14 protein-coding genes and 1 pseudogene are annotated in these 15,046 nt (G+C 60.5%); 8 read left to right on the top strand and 7 right to left on the bottom strand.

Annotated elements, in window-relative coordinates:
• Positions 1-26: 26 nt before the first annotated feature.
• Positions 27-455 (bottom strand): hypothetical protein, encoded by a 429-nt coding sequence (locus tag Q0753_RS02780; protein ID WP_298716901.1) that lies wholly within the window; start codon positions 453-455, stop codon positions 27-29.
• 390 nt (positions 456-845) lie between these two features.
• Between Q0753_RS02780 and Q0753_RS02775 the strand changes: the two genes are divergently transcribed.
• Complete coding sequence (locus Q0753_RS02775) at positions 846-1,637, top strand: hypothetical protein (protein ID WP_298716898.1); 792 nt, start codon at positions 846-848, stop codon at positions 1,635-1,637.
• Between the two features lie 52 nt (positions 1,638-1,689).
• On the opposite strand, the gene Q0753_RS02770 is transcribed toward Q0753_RS02775, so the two are convergent.
• Complete coding sequence (locus Q0753_RS02770) at positions 1,690-1,935, bottom strand: Rho-binding antiterminator (protein ID WP_298716895.1); 246 nt, start codon at positions 1,933-1,935, stop codon at positions 1,690-1,692.
• Positions 1,936-2,395: 460 nt separating this feature from the next.
• Between Q0753_RS02770 and Q0753_RS02765 the strand changes: the two genes are divergently transcribed.
• Positions 2,396-3,322 carry a LysR substrate-binding domain-containing protein gene (locus Q0753_RS02765; RefSeq protein ID WP_298716892.1) on the top strand — a complete coding sequence of 309 codons (927 nt, stop codon included), beginning with the start codon at positions 2,396-2,398 and terminating at the stop codon, positions 3,320-3,322.
• Positions 3,323-3,385: 63 nt separating this feature from the next.
• On the opposite strand, the gene Q0753_RS02760 is transcribed toward Q0753_RS02765, so the two are convergent.
• The gene (locus Q0753_RS02760; protein WP_298716889.1) at positions 3,386-5,107 is read right to left on the bottom strand and encodes a BCCT family transporter; all 1,722 of its coding nucleotides are present in this window, start codon (positions 5,105-5,107) and stop codon (positions 3,386-3,388) included.
• A gap of 303 nt (positions 5,108-5,410) precedes the next feature.
• On the opposite strand from Q0753_RS02760, the gene Q0753_RS02755 reads away from it, so the two are divergent.
• The 6 genes and pseudogenes from Q0753_RS02755 (at position 5,411) to Q0753_RS02730 (ending at position 11,285) form a co-directional block, all read left to right on the top strand.
• Positions 5,411-6,613 carry an aromatic ring-hydroxylating dioxygenase subunit alpha gene (locus tag Q0753_RS02755; RefSeq protein WP_298716886.1) on the top strand — a complete coding sequence of 401 codons (1,203 nt, stop codon included), beginning with the start codon at positions 5,411-5,413 and terminating at the stop codon, positions 6,611-6,613.
• Positions 6,614-6,616: 3 nt separating this feature from the next.
• Positions 6,617-8,044, top strand: coding sequence for an aldehyde dehydrogenase family protein (locus Q0753_RS02750; protein WP_298716883.1), 1,428 nt, complete (start codon positions 6,617-6,619; stop codon positions 8,042-8,044).
• Positions 8,045-8,237: 193 nt separating this feature from the next.
• Positions 8,238-8,399 (top strand): annotated as a pseudogene (locus Q0753_RS02745) (rubredoxin); the annotation flags it as partial.
• On the top strand, positions 8,388-9,611 hold the full coding sequence (locus Q0753_RS02740) for an FAD-dependent oxidoreductase (protein ID WP_298717254.1): 1,224 nt from the start codon (positions 8,388-8,390) through the stop codon (positions 9,609-9,611). The pseudogene Q0753_RS02745 and the gene Q0753_RS02740, both read left to right, overlap by 12 nt.
• A gap of 10 nt (positions 9,612-9,621) precedes the next feature.
• A complete protein-coding gene (locus tag Q0753_RS02735) occupies positions 9,622-10,938 on the top strand; it encodes an FAD-binding oxidoreductase (protein WP_298716880.1) in 1,317 nt (438 codons plus the stop codon).
• On the top strand, positions 10,935-11,285 hold the full coding sequence (locus tag Q0753_RS02730) for a cupin domain-containing protein (RefSeq protein WP_298716877.1): 351 nt from the start codon (positions 10,935-10,937) through the stop codon (positions 11,283-11,285). Before Q0753_RS02735 ends, Q0753_RS02730 begins: the two co-directional genes overlap by 4 nt.
• Before the next feature lie 442 nt (positions 11,286-11,727).
• On the opposite strand, the gene Q0753_RS02725 is transcribed toward Q0753_RS02730, so the two are convergent.
• From Q0753_RS02725 to Q0753_RS02710, 4 genes are all read right to left on the bottom strand, one after another.
• The gene (locus Q0753_RS02725; RefSeq protein WP_298716874.1) at positions 11,728-12,084 is read right to left on the bottom strand and encodes a RidA family protein; all 357 of its coding nucleotides are present in this window, start codon (positions 12,082-12,084) and stop codon (positions 11,728-11,730) included.
• 76 nt (positions 12,085-12,160) lie between these two features.
• Positions 12,161-13,555: an FAD-dependent oxidoreductase gene (locus tag Q0753_RS02720; RefSeq protein ID WP_298716871.1), complete on the bottom strand. Its 1,395-nt coding sequence runs from the start codon at positions 13,553-13,555 to the stop codon at positions 12,161-12,163.
• The gene (locus tag Q0753_RS02715) at positions 13,542-13,874 is read right to left on the bottom strand and encodes a (2Fe-2S)-binding protein (protein WP_298716868.1); all 333 of its coding nucleotides are present in this window, start codon (positions 13,872-13,874) and stop codon (positions 13,542-13,544) included. Before Q0753_RS02715 ends, Q0753_RS02720 begins: the two co-directional genes overlap by 14 nt.
• Complete coding sequence (locus tag Q0753_RS02710) at positions 13,852-14,982, bottom strand: FAD-binding oxidoreductase (protein WP_298716864.1); 1,131 nt, start codon at positions 14,980-14,982, stop codon at positions 13,852-13,854. The genes Q0753_RS02715 and Q0753_RS02710 overlap by 23 nt, the downstream gene beginning before the upstream one ends.
• Positions 14,983-15,046 lie beyond the last annotated feature (64 nt).

Below are 15,046 nucleotides of genomic sequence, written 5' to 3'. Positions count from 1 at the left end.
TTCAATCAGAACAATAGTCCTGCTTTTTATTCAAAGATATATTTTTTCTCTACTTCACGCTTGGCAAGAATATATTCGCTGTTGTCGATGGTGCCGGTCTCCAGCTGTTCATCCAGCTTTGAAATTTCTTTTTCTTTGTCTTTTCGCAGTTTTTGTTTGGTGATCGAGTAGTTGATTTCCTTGGAGCCTTCGTAGCCACTGATAGGATCCCACAATATGGACAGAGGCCAGAACAGCAGGTTCACGACGCCGAGACCGGGTTCACGGGCATAGAAAGAACCGCCGCCTGGAAGGATGCCAAGAACGGCACCGGTAGCCGGGTTTTTCTCCTGCACCAGCACATTGTTGTGCTCAAAGGTGCGATATTCCCGCTTTTCGACAGAGTTCAGGCCGGAGGCACATCCGGTGGTGAGTGAGGCGAGTACGGCTGCCATTGCCAATGATTTTATTTTCATTCGTTTTTATCCCAAAGAAAGTGATTGCATAACATTAATTAAGGCAAGCATGCACTTTCCAGAAGTAATGACGAGACAAGAATACATCACATATAAATGCTCATGCCGAATTGGCAGTGCAGGTAAATGGATCTTGTCTGATCGTTTTGCCTTCCGTGTGCGGGGATAATATTACACAAAGGATTCAATATGATCCATGCTGCCTTGTGTCAAAAAATGTCGTCTTTACTTCCCTGTCCGCCGCCTTACAATGCGGCGCTTTGTGTTGAAAAAGGAAGCAAAGCGTATGCAGTCCCTTCATTGCGCCCATGCGGGCGGTTTCAGTCTGGCGGCCCGGCCGCTGTTGTGTGTTGCCACCGGTGAATACAACGAAAAAGGGTGGTTTACCTGATGACCGCCCAGATCGAACGCCGGCGGGTTGCCGCCCAAACCTATCCCCTGTTCAAACAGATCAAACATACCTTCATTCGTGAGGCCAGCCACCTCAAACGAGGACACTGGACCCTGAATCACCTGCTGGACTACACCCGGCTGCGCGGTGAATTCACCGACTATCTCTGGCTCGATCCCGACTGGCTGGATCGACTTTCTCTGCATTTAATGGACTGGCATCATCCCGAGCACCAGCCCCTGTTCGAACATTTTCGCCATCAGGCGCTGCACGAACATCAAGATGTGTATGCTCCTCGCCCGCTGTTCTGGGGAGAAACCCGCCCCGCGCGTGCCGACACCGCGCCCCGCATTCATGACTATGGGCTTTCGTATCGCTGCAACCTGGCACTGCTGGAGCACGACGGTGACGAGGCCACCATGGTCGGCAACTGGGTGCTGAATTTTGCCGCCGATGTTCCTGCCGAGCGGCCGTCTCCGGCGCTGGAAATGACCCTGAACAGCCTGTACCTGCTGCCCGAATGGCGCGGTTATGGCGTAGGCTCGGCGGTTAACCGGGTGCTGAGCGAGCTGGTGTGCAAGGTGTTGTCACCGCCGCTGAAAGAGGCCTTGCCCGATGAGCTACCGGCCCCGCCGGCAATACAGTTCGACGCCGACTATACCAGCCGCAACGGCCTGCGCATGGGGCAGCAGATTGCCCGTCGCCTGGCACCGCTGGCCCGGCAGCATGGCCTTTTGTATTACGACAGCAGCGACTTCTGTACTCAGGGCACGGCCAGAAACCTGGTTTAACCATCAGGGGGTGTTGGTCAGCACAATCGATGTGCCGTATGACAACACTCTCTTAGTCGAAGTTAACGGTGGTGAAGTGCGGATTGGACTGTGCTGCGGTCATACGGGTCAGGCTTTCCAGGGGTAACAGCCGCACTTCGTCGCCTGCGCGAATTTTCAGGCATTCGGCACCCTTATCATTACGGGCGGTGTCGAGGGCGACGCCTTCCATCTGCTCGCCCGACACCAGAACCAGGCTCACCGGGTAATGATAAAGACAGGCTATCTCTATGTAGTCGTGTTGCTCGCAGCTCATCATCACAGACCTCCCTTGTATCCCACTCTGGCTCTTTGCTTGCAGATATTTGCGTTAAAACCGGGCCATTACGACGGGACTGTTCTTTATGTTGAGTATAAAGGGTGAGTTATTGCTTAAAAAGACGAATCTAGCTTGTTATTTGCAACCACTCGCCCCGGCGTAACAGATAAGATGGTTTCACCTTCAGGGAACAGACAGACCGATACCCTCGGCACCTGTCGCAAACCGGGATACCACACCGGTAAGCACCACAAACGCCACACCTCAACCGGGTGCAGAGCGGGGGCAGGGAGCCACAAGCTCCATGCAGGGCACAAAAAGCCAGCCTTCGGGGCTGGCTTTGGTGTTTTCGGCCCTCGGCGATCGAGCTCAAACTTTTATACTGCAACACTCTGTTTACCTGTGACCGAATGCTAAAGTCGCGGCCTTACAGGATGTCTAAAATCTATCGGGAATGAGTATGAAGATTAAGCCGCTGCCGCCGCTGAACAGTTTGATCGCCTTTGAGGCTGCAGCCCGCCACCTCAGCTTTACGCTGGCCGCCAATGAATTGAGCGTGACCCAGGGCGCCATCAGTCGGCAGATCCGCCAGCTTGAAGAGTACCTCGGCAAGGAGTTGTTTGTGCGGGCCAGTCGCAACATCTCTCTCACCGCCACCGGCCTGCAGTATTATCAAACCATTTACAGTGCTCTGCTCGATGTGGCTCAGGCCACCGGCGAAATCAAGAAGTGGCAGGGTGAACAGCAGATCACGGTGGCGACCACCAGTGCCATGGCGGCGCTGTGGCTGCTGCCGAAGGTGGCGGTGTTTCAGCAACAGCATGACGATATCGATCTGCGTATTCTGGCGTCCGACAATGTGACCGATCTGCGCCGTCTGGATTGCGACATTGCCTTGTTCTACTGTCGGCTGCCCCCTGCCGAGATGAAGGTGACCACCCTGTTTCCGGAGGAAGTGTTCCCGGTCTGCAGCCCCTCCTATCAGGCCCGTATTCAGGATTGCGACACGCCGGAGCAACTGTTTGGCAAGACGCTGCTTTATCTGGATGAATCGCAGCGCGACTGGGTCAGCTGGCAGGAATGGTTTGAACAGGTTGGCCTGCCGCCGATTACTCCTCGCAACCGGGTCAATATCAACAATTATCCCATGCTGCTGCAGGCGGCGATCAATGGCCAGGGCATTGCGCTGGCCTGGGGATCGCTGGTGGACGAGTATCTGGAGAGCGGCGCCCTGGTCAGGCCTACGGATACGGTATTACGCACACCGGCTACTTTCTGCATGCTTGAGCCGTTAAACCGTGGTGTGGTGCCGGCCAGTGTGAAGCGGTTTCGCAGCTGGTTGCTGGAACAGTTGCCCGGGCAGGTTGGCGAGAAAGGACTGAGCTGAGCCAGTAGATGGAGATGCAGAATAGAAAAAGCCGGGCGAACCCGGCTTTTTTGTCAAGAGCAGTTACTTGTCGAGTATGGGCTCGGCTTCCCAGCCGGCAGCCGGTGGCTGAACAGAGGGTGATTCCGTAACGGTCTCGGTTAACGGATTGACCGGGCCGTCCAGCTTGGCCGCTTCCGGCCGCACGTGATCCGGCAGCATGGCCCAGGGCTTGGGTTCGCGGCGAATGCTGTGGAACAGGGTCAGCGTCATCACCGCAATAAAGATGGCGATGGGAAAGCCGGCAATGATGGACGCGGTCTGCATGGCCTTGAGACCACCCGCATAGAGCAGCACGCCGGCGATCAAGGCGATCATGACGCCCCACAGTATCCGGATGGAGGTCGGTGGCTCACTGGCCCCGGCCGCATCCAGGGTGCAAAGCACCAGGGTACCGGAGTCGGCCGAGGTGATGAAATAGGTGCCCAGCAGCAGACACGCCAGCACGCTCAGCAGCTTGCCCATGCCGCCCGTATCGAGGTTCTCGAACAGGGTGAACAGTGCCTTGGTGGTATCGGCCTTGGTGGCTTCCAGTATGGGGCCGCCGGCAAAGGGGGCTTGCGCCGGTTCACCGGCTTCGGCCAGCACCACCGCCTGCTGTTCATAGGCGATACGGGTATCCTGCTCTATTTTGAGCGCGGCGCCGCCGAACACCGACATCCACAAAAAGGTGATCAGGGTGGGCACGATCAGGGCGCCGCCGATCAGTTCGCGAATGGTGCGTCCCTTTGAAATACGGGCCACAAACATGCCGACAAAGGGTGCCCAGGTCATCCACCAGGGCCAGTAATAGGCCGTCCACCAGTTCTGCCAGCCCGAGTCATTCTGGGCGTCGCTCCAGAAGCTCATGCCAACGATGTTCTGGGCATAGCTGCCGGTGCTTTCGAGCAGGGTGTTGAGAATATAGCGGGTGGGACCCACATACAGCACGATCAACACCAGCAACAGCGACAGCAGCATGTTCCATTCCGACAGTCGGCGAATGCCCTTGCCTACGCCCGACAGCACCGACGCCACCGCACAGGTACAGAGCACCACTATGATCAACAGCTGTACACCCAGGCTGATACCGGTGCCAAACACCAGGTTCAGGCCGGTATTGATCTGAATGACACCCATGCCCAGGGTCTGGGAAATGCCGAAGGCGGTAATGGCCACGGTCAGAATGTCTACCGCGTGGCCGATGGGGCCATAGATGCGATCACCAATCAGGGGGTAAAGAATGGATCTCAGGGTAAAGGGCAGATTCTTGCGGTAGGAGAAATAAGACAGCGCCAGCGCGACGATGATGAACACCGACCAGGGATGCAGGCCCCAGTGAAAAAACGCCAGCTTCATGGCGGTGCCCGCCGCTTCTTTGCTGAGCCCCTCGGTAAAGGGGTTGTCGGCGTAATGCCACATCGGCTCGGCCACCGACCAGAAAATCAGCCCGATGCCCATGCCGCCCGAAAACAGCATCGAAATCCATGACAGGTAATGAAACTCGGGCTTTTCATCGTCCTTGCCCAGGCGTATATGGCCATAACGGCTGACCATCAGGTACAGCAGAAAACCGACCACCAGAGACACCAGCCCCAGATAAAACCATTTCATGTTTTGTAATAAAACACCGGAGATGGTCTCGAAATATTGTCCGGCCTGATTGGCCAGAATTGCACAGAACAACACAAACCCGATGACCAGTACCTTGGAGGCAATGGTCACGGTGGGGTTCAGTCCCTTCAGAATCCCGGATGTAGCACGCATAACTCCTCCCTCTGCGTAATACGCTTAATGGTTAACCAGTTGTTAACTTGGCGTGAAGGTTAGGGGGATGTGATATCGCGCTCAACTGATTTTTTCTCATCCATCGGTGAGCTTTGGTAATGAAAATCCCTGCTTGTATAAGGCTTATTAAGGAGTTGGAATCAACTGGAACTCGGATGACAAAAGCTCATCCATACCCGGCTAAAAAGTCGTTTGTTTGTTGCTGCCTTGTTAACGAGAATCCTCCCCATCGGCACCCAGCGTGCCCGTTGCCAACTTCAGCGCAGGGAGCACTGCGTTACCATGGGAGAAATCACAATGAGCAATGCCAACCAGACCATCATTCCAATTCGGCAGGTAGAAAGCGTGCTGAATCCGATCACCGAAGCCAGCGGCATGCCGAACACCGCCTACACCAGCCAGGAATATTTCGCCTTCGAGCGGGATCAGGTGATCGGCAAAACCTGGGCCTGTGTCGGTTTTGCCTCCGATCTGGTCAAGAACGGCTACGTCAAACCGGTCAGCTTCATGGATCTGCCCCTGCTGATGATGCGCAACAAGGATGGCGAGGTGCAGGTGTTCCACAACGTGTGCAGCCACCGCGGCATGCAGCTGGTGCACGAAGCCGGTGAAGTGCAGGGCATGATTCGCTGCCCCTACCATTCCTGGACCTACGATCTGAACGGCAACCTCAAGGGCACCCCACACGTGGGCGGCATTGCCAAGCACAAGGACGACCGCTTCAAGTGCGAAAAGCACGGCCTCAAGGCGCTGCGCTCCGCCATCTGGATGGACATGGTATTCGTCAATCTGTCCGGTGATGCGCCTTCATTTGAAGAACACATAGCGCCGCTGGAAACCCGCTGGAACGCCTTTCTGGGCAACGACGGCATGGGCCTGCTGCGCCGGGTCAACATGGGCGGCCATCTGGAAATTGAAGTGGCGAGCAACTGGAAGCTGACGGTAGAAAACTACTGCGAAGCCTACCATCTGCCCTGGGTACACCCCAGCCTGAACACCTATTCCAAGCTGGAAGACCACTACAACATCATGTTTGACGACCGCTTCGCCGGTCAGGGCAGCATGGCCTACAACCTGTCGGATACCGCCGGTACCCACCTGCCCAAGTTCCCGAGCTGGCCGGCCGACAAGCTGCGTCATGCCGAATATGTGGCCCTGTTCCCCAATGTGCTGCTCGGCATTCAGGCCGACCACGCCTTCGCCATGATGATCGACCCCATTCATGCGGAAAAGACAGTGGAAAACCTGCGCCTCTACTACGTGGGTGACGAGGCGCTGAAGGATGAATACGCCGCCTGCCGCACCGCCACGCTGGAATCCTGGCGTGTGGTGTTCAGCGAAGACATCGGTGCGGTAGAAGGCATGCAGAAAGGGCGTCATTCCCCCGGTTTCGGTGGCGGCGTCTTCTCTCCCGAAATGGACCTGCCGACCCACTTCTTCCAGAAGTGGCTGGCCACCCAAACCAAAGCGGCGCTGGAGGCATAATCAATGCAGCATTATCTCAACTATATCGACGGCCAGTGGCGGGATGCGTCCCGCCAGCTTACGGTGATGAACCCGGGCACCGGTGAGCCCTACGCCACCATCGCCCAGGCGAGTATCGAGGATGCGGATTCGGCGATGGCCGCCGCCCGCCGTTGTGCCGAAAGCGGCGCCCTGAGCGACGTCCGTCCGGCCCAGCGCACCAGCTGGATGCTGAAGGCCGCCGATGCCATTCGTGCCATCGCCGACCAAGGCGGCCTGGTGGCCTGTCGTGAAAACGGCAAGAGCCTGAACGACGCCCGCGACGAGTTTCTGGAAGCGGCCCGTTACTTCGAATACTACGCCGGCATGGCCGACAAGATTGAAGGCATCTCGGTGCCGCTCGGCAAGGACTACATGGATTTCACCCAGTACGTGCCCTTCGGTGTGTCGGTGCAAATCGTGCCCTGGAACTTCCCGGTGTCCATCTGCGCCCGTTCGCTGGCGCCGGCGCTGGCCGCCGGCAATGCGGTGGTGATCAAGTCACCGGAGATTTCTCCGCTGGCCATGACCCTGCTGGTTCAGGCCATCGAACAGGCCGGTTTCCCGAAAGGGGCGGTGAACCTGCTGTGCGGCAAGGGCTCGGAAGTGGGCAGTCATCTGGTCAGGCATCAGGACACCAACCAGATAGTGTTTACCGGCTCGGTGCCCACCGGTCAGCGCATCCTCAGGGATGCGGCCGAGCGCGCCACCCCCTCGGTGATGGAACTGGGCGGCAAGTCCGCCGCCATCGCATTGAGTGACGTCAATCTCGACACCCTGCTGGCCAGCGTGAAGGTCGGCATCTTCTTCAACGCCGGTCAGGTGTGCTCGGCCATGTCGCGGCTGCTGGTGCAGCGTGATCGTTATGAAGAAGTGAAAGCCGCCGTGGTGGCGCTGGCCGAGAGCCTGACTATCGGGCAGGGCGAAGCCAATCCGGATCTGACGCCGGTGGTGTCGCAGGATCAGCAACAGCGGGTACTGGCGATGATCGAACAGGCCCGGGCCGAGGGCGCCAACATTCTTGCCGGCGGTGCGGCACCGGACCTGTCTGGTTACTTTGTGGCGCCGACGGTAATCGAGGCGACCCCCGAGATGACCATAGCGCGAGAAGAAGTGTTCGGCCCCGTGCTGGTCATCATGCCCTTCGACAGCGAAGACGACGCCGTGGCCTTGGCCAACGGCACCGACTTCGGTCTGGTAGCCGGGGTGTTTGGTGAAGGCCTGAGCCAGACCCTGCGCATCGCCAACCGGCTGCGCGGCGGCCAGGTGTTCATCAACGAATGGTTTGCCGGCGGCATCGAAACGCCGTTCGGCGGCGTGGGCCTGTCGGGCTTCGGTCGCGAGAAGGGACAGGAAGCCATCTACAGCTATGTCCAGACCCGCAATATCGGCATCCGTCTGAGTCAGGGTTAAGTAATAAATAGCGATCTTCATCGCACGCCAGAGGTCAGAAACGAACGCAGACACGCCATCAACCCATCCATGGGGGCTCCGCCGCGTCGTCCCTGACGCGGAGGGTCTGCTTATCGCAACCTGACCTCTGTCTGACGGAGTGCGGTGTAACAACCGTTATTTAGCAGTAAACAGGGTAGTGGGGAGAAACAAGATGAAAAAGTGGTTATGCATCATCTGCGGACTGATTTACGACGAGGCCAAAGGCTGGCCCGCCGACGGCATCGCCCCGGGTACCGCCTGGGAAGATGTGCCGGATGACTGGCTTTGCCCCGACTGCCTGGTCGGCAAGGCCGATTTCGAGATGCTCGAGATCACCGACGAAGAGCCGGCTCCGCTGGCGGTGGTGGCCGAGCTCAGCACCCCGCTGACCGAAACGGCACTCGAGCCTGTGGTGATCATCGGTACCGGTCACGGCGGCTATCAGCTGGCGGCGGCGTTGCGTGCCCAGTCACCGCATCTGCCCATTACCCTGTTTACTGCCGACGACGGCGCCCTGTACAGCAAGCCGGCCCTTTCCAACGCCCTGGCGCTGGGCAAGGATGGCGACAGCCTGGTCAGCGAACCTGCGCTGGCGTGGGAGCAGCGACTCGGGGTGCGGGTTTATCCTCATACCCGGGTCGAAAAAATCGACCGTGACAACAAGCAGCTGCACACCAATATCGGCGTTTATCCCTACGGCCGTCTGGTGCTGGCCACCGGTGCCTCGCCCATCGTGATCCCGGTGGAAGGCGAGCAGAGCGCCATGCTCAGCGTCAACGATCTGGCTGATTATCGTCGTTTTCGCCGGCAACTGGTGGGCAAGCAACACGTCACCATTCTGGGCGATGGCCTCATCGGCTGCGAGTTTGCCAACGATCTGGCGGCGCAAGGCGTGGCGGTGACCGTGGTGGGTCTGGGCCAGTGGCCGATGGAGCGACTGATCCCGCAACCGCTCGGCGAGGCGTTGCAACAGGCGCTGTCGGGTCTGGGCGTAGACTGGGCGCTGCAGGACAGCATCGGCCGCATCGACCGTGACGGCGAAGGCTATGCTCTGCAGTTGCAAAGCGGCCGGGTGCTGAATACCGATCTGGTACTGAGCGCCGTGGGCCTGCGGCCCAGTGCCGGTCTGGCCCAGGCCGCCGGACTGGCCACCGGCCGGGGCATCAGTGTCGATATCTGCCATCAGACCTCGGATCCCCATATTTTTGCGCTGGGTGACTGTGCCGAGGTCGAAGGCCAGTGGGCGCCCTATATCGCGCCCGTCAATCAGGCCATGCCGGCGTTGGTCAACAGCCTGCTCGGCACCCTGACCCCGGCGGTGCTCAAGCCGGCACCGGTGCTGGTCAAGACGCCGGTGCTGCCCTTGTCGGTGATGCCGGCCAGCGGCGAAGGCGAGTGGCGGGTAGAAGGCAGTGGCCAGGAACTGGCGGCGGGTTTCTACAACCCCGCCGGCGAGTTGACCGGTTTTGCCCTGCTGGGCAGCACACAACAGGGACTGCGCAGCCAGTGGCTGGAACACCTGACCACAAATCGCCACGCGGCCTGAGGAACAGAAGATGATCAACTTACCCAAAGATGACCACAGCTGCGGCTGGTATCAGGCTCTGCCGCCGGCCACACCGGTGACCCGGCTCAAGGGCGTGCAGCAGGCCGACTATGCGGTGCTAGGCGCGGGCTTTGCCGGCCTGGCGGCGGCCCGTCGCCTGGCCGAGCATTACCCACAGGCACGCATCGTGCTGGTGGATGCCCAGCGGGCGGCCGAAGGGGCCTCCGGACGGAATTCCGGCTTCGTCATCGACCTGCCGCACAAGTTTGCACTGGAGCATCCGGACCCGGCCCACAAGCAGAAGCTGCTGGGGCTGAACCGCTCTGCCATCGCCCAGCTGGATAGTCTGGTGCAGCGTCACGGCATCGACTGCCAGTGGTCGGCGGTCGGCAAATATCAAGGCGCGGTGGGCGAGCGGGGCGAGGCCTTTCTCGATCACTTCGAGCACCTGATGAAAGATTTGGGCGAGCCCTATCGCAAGGTGGATCACGGCGAGTTGAGCGCGGTGCTGGGCACCTCTTATTACAGCCGTGCCATCTTTACCCCCGGTGGTTATCTGATGCAGCCGGCGGCGCTGGTACGCGGCATGGCCGACAACCTGCCGGACAATGTCGAGCTGCTCGAGCAGTCGCCGATCTGCTCCCTGCAAAAAGAGGACGGCAAGTGGCGCCTGCTGGGCGATGAAGGCGAAATTCAGGCGCCAAAACTGCTGCTGGGCACCAGTATCTTCACCCGCGAGTTCGGTTACCTCAAAAACCGGTTGTTGCCGGTGATGACCTTTGCCAGCTGGACCCGGCCACTGACCGACGCCGAGCTGGCGCGTTACGGCGGCAAGCTGAACTGGGGCCTGACCCCGGCCGATCATGCGGGCACCACGCTGCGGATGACTGCCGACCGGCGCATTCTGATCCGCAACAGCTACAAGCATGTGCCCCAGTATGGCGGCAGTACCAGTGACGGCATGCGCCGGCGCATTCAGGCGGATCATCGCCAGGCGTTTCTGGCCCGTTATCCGGATCTGGCCGAGGTGCCGTTCACCCATACCTGGGGCGGGACTTATGCCATCTCCCGTAATTTCACCAATTTCTTCGGGCAGCTGGAAGAGGGCGTCTATGCCAGCGCCTGTGACAACGGCGTGGGGGCGGCCTGGGGCACTATTTCCGGCACCTTGCTGGCCGATTTGGCGGTGGGGGCGGACTCCGCCCAGCTGCGTGATATTCAGCAGGTGACCGGCATGCCGAGCATCAACCCGCCCGAACCTTTTCTGGGGCTGGGGGTAAGAAGTCGTATTGCCCTGGCCAAATGGCAGAGCCGGAGCGAATTATGAGTGAAGTCAGAGTGATCGACAGCAAGGAGCTGGAGTTCAGCTTTCGTGGTGGCCCGCCGGGTGCCGCCTATGTGGCCCGGGCGCTGAGCCCCGAGGTTTCCCCGAACATCGGGGTGGGCTTCGCCCGCTGGGAAGGGGCCGAAGTGGCCTGGACCGTGCTGTATGACGAAGTGGTGTTCGTGATTGAAGGCTGCTTCGAACTGACCGCCAACGGCAAGAAGCACGAAGTGCGCCCCGGCCAGATGCTGTGGATCCCCGAAGGCACCGAACTGGTGTATGGCGGCCATGCCCTGTTCGGTTATGTGGTTCACCCGGGCAACTGGAAGGAGTTGCACGGACTGGCCTGATGGAAGTACGTCTCCAGGCACTACTTTGCCGGCCCACTCGGGCCGGTTTTTTTATGCCAGGGGCCGATTCTTAGCAGGGAATCATACCAATGTGAATAAACATCTGATTATTTTCAATCCCGAGTTTAGAGGCAACACAGCCGCCTCCCACGACACGCCATGAACCCATCCATGGGGGCTCGGAAATGCCGTCCCTGGCATTTCACGGTCGTGGTAGTCGATCTCTGCTGCCTCTTCAGGAGTACCGAGTTGCCCGTAGAATGGCGCCTACAGGCAACGCCGGAGCTTCAAGGAGGACGAAGGGATCTGCTCCGCCGACCCTCCGCGCCAAGGATGGCGCGGCGGAGCCTACATGGAGGTATTCACGGCGTGTCGGCGGAGCTGGCCATTTGTCCGACCTTTTCAGAGCAACCAAATAGATCAGTTATTTAATTTTTTAGTATCAGGCTTCGGGAATGGCGGCGATGACCGAGATTTCAACCAGCAGTTCGGGGTTGGCCATGGCGGCTTCCACACAGGCGCGGGCCGGGGCGTGACCGGCGGGCACCCAGGCGTCCCATACCTGGTTCATCTCGGCGAACAGACTCATGTCCTTCACGTAGATGGTGGCGCTCAGCAGATGCCGGCGGTCGCTGCCGACTTCGTTCAGCAGGGTGTCGACCTTGGCCAGCATGGTGCGGGTCTGCTCGGCAATGCCTTGAGTACGGTCTTCGGCCACCTGGCCGCAGAGGTAAACGGTGTTGTTGTGAATGACGGTGCGGCTCATGCGCGCGCTGGTGTGATGGCGTACTAGGGTCATGGTGTCTCCTGAAAAGGTTGCAGCCGCCGAACTTGAGGCTCGGCGGCCGGTGTTGCGTTGGGTGGTATTCGTTGGCTTATTTCGAGTCGTTATCGCCCAAGCTGGCCAGTTCCTGCAGAGTCAGCGGCTTGATCGGCGAGCGAATACGGTAATAGCCCACGTCGGCCGGGGTGGTCTGGCGGGTATCGGCGATAATCTGCGCCACCGTCAGGCCGCACATGCGGCCCTGGCAGGGGCCCATGCCGACCCGGCTGAACGCCTTGGTCTGGTTGGGGCCGGTGCAGCCCTGCAGGGCAAAGCGGCGAATGTCACCGGCGGTGACCTCTTCGCAGCGGCACACCAGGGTCTCGTCGGCCGGAGTGAGAAACTCTCCGGCGGGCTGGTAGAGCACATCGAGGAAGGGGCGAATCGCCAGTGTCGGGGCCAGGGTGCGGCGCACCGGCTCGGCCAGCCTGTCTCTATCGCCCGGGCTGTGTTTGCCCAGCTGATGGGCAATCTGCCAGGCGGCCAGCCGACCGGCCTGTTCGGCGGCCACGGCGCCACCGATACCTGCGCCGTCACCGGCGATGAAGATACCCGAAATATCGGTCTCGCCCCAGCTATCGGTAACAGGACGCCAGCATAACTGCTGCTGGTCCCACTGGTGGTCGATGCCGATGGCCCGGCTCAGTTGCACATTGGGCACTACGCCCTGGTGTACCAGCAGGCTGGTGGCGTTCAGCGTCTGCTCTTTGCCCTTGTGGGTGAAGCGCACTCGGGCCAGCTTGCCGTGTTCATCGGCTTCGGCCTTCAGCCCGCTCACCCGGCTCAGGCAGCGTACGCCCGAGCCCTTGAGTCGGGCCATGTAGTCGAGCCCCTTGAGCAGCATTCTCCAGCCGCGCAGGGCACCACCGACATGACGGCCGGCCTTGAGGTAGTTCTCTTTGGGAGTGGTGTCGAGCACGGCGGCAATCTCTACTTCGGCTCTGTGCAGCTGCAATGCGATCAACAGCAACAGCGGGCCGCTGCCGGCCAGCACCAGGGGGGCCGGCGGCGTCAGACCACTGGTCTTGAGCATGATCTGGGCGGCGCCACAGCTCATCACCCCGGGCAGCTGCCAGCCGGGGAAAGGCACCGGACGCTCCTGGGCGCCGGTGGCCAGCAGTATTTTTCCCGCCTGCAGGGTGCGGGCCTGGCCTTGTGCCGATAGCCGGACTTCCCGCTCGCGGGTGATTTCCCACACGGTGGCGGACGGAATGTAGTCTATCCCGGCCTGGTTGAACGGCGCCAGCAGCTGGCGGCCTTGGTAGTAGTCCGGCCCCAGTATCTTTTCATCCTGCGGCGCGGGCGCCGAGATGGCGCGGTATATCTGGCCACCGGGAGCGGCCTGTTCGTCCAGCACGGCGACGGTCAGACCCTGCTCGGCGGCGGCGGTGGCCGCCGCCATGCCCGCCGGACCGGCACCGACGATCACCAGATCATACTGCTTCATGGAAATCTCCCTCTGTCAGTTCTCGGGCCCCGGACTGGCGGCGTACCTGCATGCCGTCGGTCACCTGCACCATGCAGCCCTGCACGTTGGCCAGGCCATCGACTTCGACCAGGCATTCGAAACAGACCCCCATCATGCAGTAGGGTGCGCGGGGGCTGGCTGACACCGGTGTGGTACGCGACGGCACGGCACCGGCGGCTAGCAGGGCGGCGGCGACCGAGTCGCCCTCGCGGGCGGTAAAGGACTGGCCGTCGATCTCTATGGTGACGGCCCCGGCAGGGGCGGTGGCCAGGCGGTTAAAGGGGGAATCGATCTGCACTGAACGCCTCCAGGGAAATATCTGTGTCTTTGCCAAGCAGCCAGTCGACCAGAGGGCCGGCATGCACGGCACCCAGGGTCACGCCGCTGTGGCAGGTCACCACATAGGCGCCGGGATAGCGGGCCGACTGCTGATAAATGGGATAACCGTCCGGAGTCATCACCCGCAGGGCGCCCCAGGCGCGGATCAGCCGCACCTTTTCCAGCACCGGATACATGCGGATGGCGCGGGCGGCAATCTTGCCGAGCTCCTCGGCGGTGGTACCGGTATCCAGGCCAACGTCTTCCTTGGAGTCACCCAGTTGCACAGTGCCTTCGCCGGTCTGGCGCACATGGCCGGTGGGGTAGCTGATAAAGGGCTTGAGTCGCTCGGTGATCAGCACCTGACCGCGATTGGGCTCAACCGGCGCATGCAGACCCAGCTGAGGGGCCAGCGCCTTGTTGCCGAGTCCGGCGGCCAGCACGACCTTTTGGGCCTGCCAGCGGCTGTCATCCAGCCGGATGTCGAAACCGCCCTGCTGCCGGGGTTGGATATGCTGCACCGGCTGGCCGTTAATCAGGCTTCCGCCGTGCAGTTCAAAGGCCTGATGCAGGGCCCGGAACAACAGCAGCGGGTTGAGGTGACCGTCCATCGGCGACCAGGTGGCGCCGGCGATATCGGGCCCCAGTGCCGGTTCCTTTTTCCGGGCCTGCTCGGCGTTCAGTACCTCGAAGGGATAGTCGCCGTCGGCGTCCTGTTGCATCCTGGCCAGCATGTCGGCCCGCTGCTGCAGGCTTTGCTGGTCGAGGCAGACATAGAGGCCGCCGCCTTGCTGCAGCTCGATATCGATGCCGGTATCCTGCTGCAGGTTGGCGGCAAGCTCCGGCCAGAGCCGGGCCGACAGCCGGGACAGCCGGGCATACTCGGGGCAGGTGTCACCCTTGCCCTGTACCCAGACCAGACCGAAGTTGCCGCGAGAGGCCCGCAGCGCCTGATCGCCCTCGTCGAAGACGGTGACCGTTTTGCCCTGGCGCAACAGGCCGTAGGCCAGGGACATGCCCACCAGACCGCCGCCGATGATGGCCACATCGGTCTCGTTGCGGCTGGCATGGTTGCGAACCGACATCATGTTCTCCTTTGGCAAAATGGAGTAAATAACCTTTCCCGAATTGGTTACAGCAGTCAGGCCCGAA

It is taken from the genome of uncultured Oceanisphaera sp. (assembly GCF_947495715.1).
Taxonomy (GTDB): Bacteria; Pseudomonadota; Gammaproteobacteria; order Enterobacterales; family Aeromonadaceae; genus Oceanimonas; species Oceanimonas sediminis.
This window is presented reverse-complemented; position numbering and strand designations above follow the sequence as displayed.

Coding starts and splice junctions, on each gene's coding strand:
- Q0753_RS02780 (WP_298716901.1), bottom strand. CDS start 455: ATGAAAATAAAATCATTGGCAATGGCAGCCGTACTCGCCTCACTCACC.
- Q0753_RS02775 (WP_298716898.1), top strand. CDS start 846: ATGACCGCCCAGATCGAACGCCGGCGGGTTGCCGCCCAAACCTATCCC.
- Q0753_RS02770 (WP_298716895.1), bottom strand. CDS start 1,935: ATGATGAGCTGCGAGCAACACGACTACATAGAGATAGCCTGTCTTTAT.
- Q0753_RS02765 (WP_298716892.1), top strand. CDS start 2,396: ATGAAGATTAAGCCGCTGCCGCCGCTGAACAGTTTGATCGCCTTTGAG.
- Q0753_RS02760 (WP_298716889.1), bottom strand. CDS start 5,107: ATGCGTGCTACATCCGGGATTCTGAAGGGACTGAACCCCACCGTGACC.
- Q0753_RS02755 (WP_298716886.1), top strand. CDS start 5,411: ATGGGAGAAATCACAATGAGCAATGCCAACCAGACCATCATTCCAATT.
- Q0753_RS02750 (WP_298716883.1), top strand. CDS start 6,617: ATGCAGCATTATCTCAACTATATCGACGGCCAGTGGCGGGATGCGTCC.
- Q0753_RS02740 (WP_298717254.1), top strand. CDS start 8,388: ATGCTCGAGATCACCGACGAAGAGCCGGCTCCGCTGGCGGTGGTGGCC.
- Q0753_RS02735 (WP_298716880.1), top strand. CDS start 9,622: ATGATCAACTTACCCAAAGATGACCACAGCTGCGGCTGGTATCAGGCT.
- Q0753_RS02730 (WP_298716877.1), top strand. CDS start 10,935: ATGAGTGAAGTCAGAGTGATCGACAGCAAGGAGCTGGAGTTCAGCTTT.
- Q0753_RS02725 (WP_298716874.1), bottom strand. CDS start 12,084: ATGACCCTAGTACGCCATCACACCAGCGCGCGCATGAGCCGCACCGTC.
- Q0753_RS02720 (WP_298716871.1), bottom strand. CDS start 13,555: ATGAAGCAGTATGATCTGGTGATCGTCGGTGCCGGTCCGGCGGGCATG.
- Q0753_RS02710 (WP_298716864.1), bottom strand. CDS start 14,982: ATGATGTCGGTTCGCAACCATGCCAGCCGCAACGAGACCGATGTGGCC.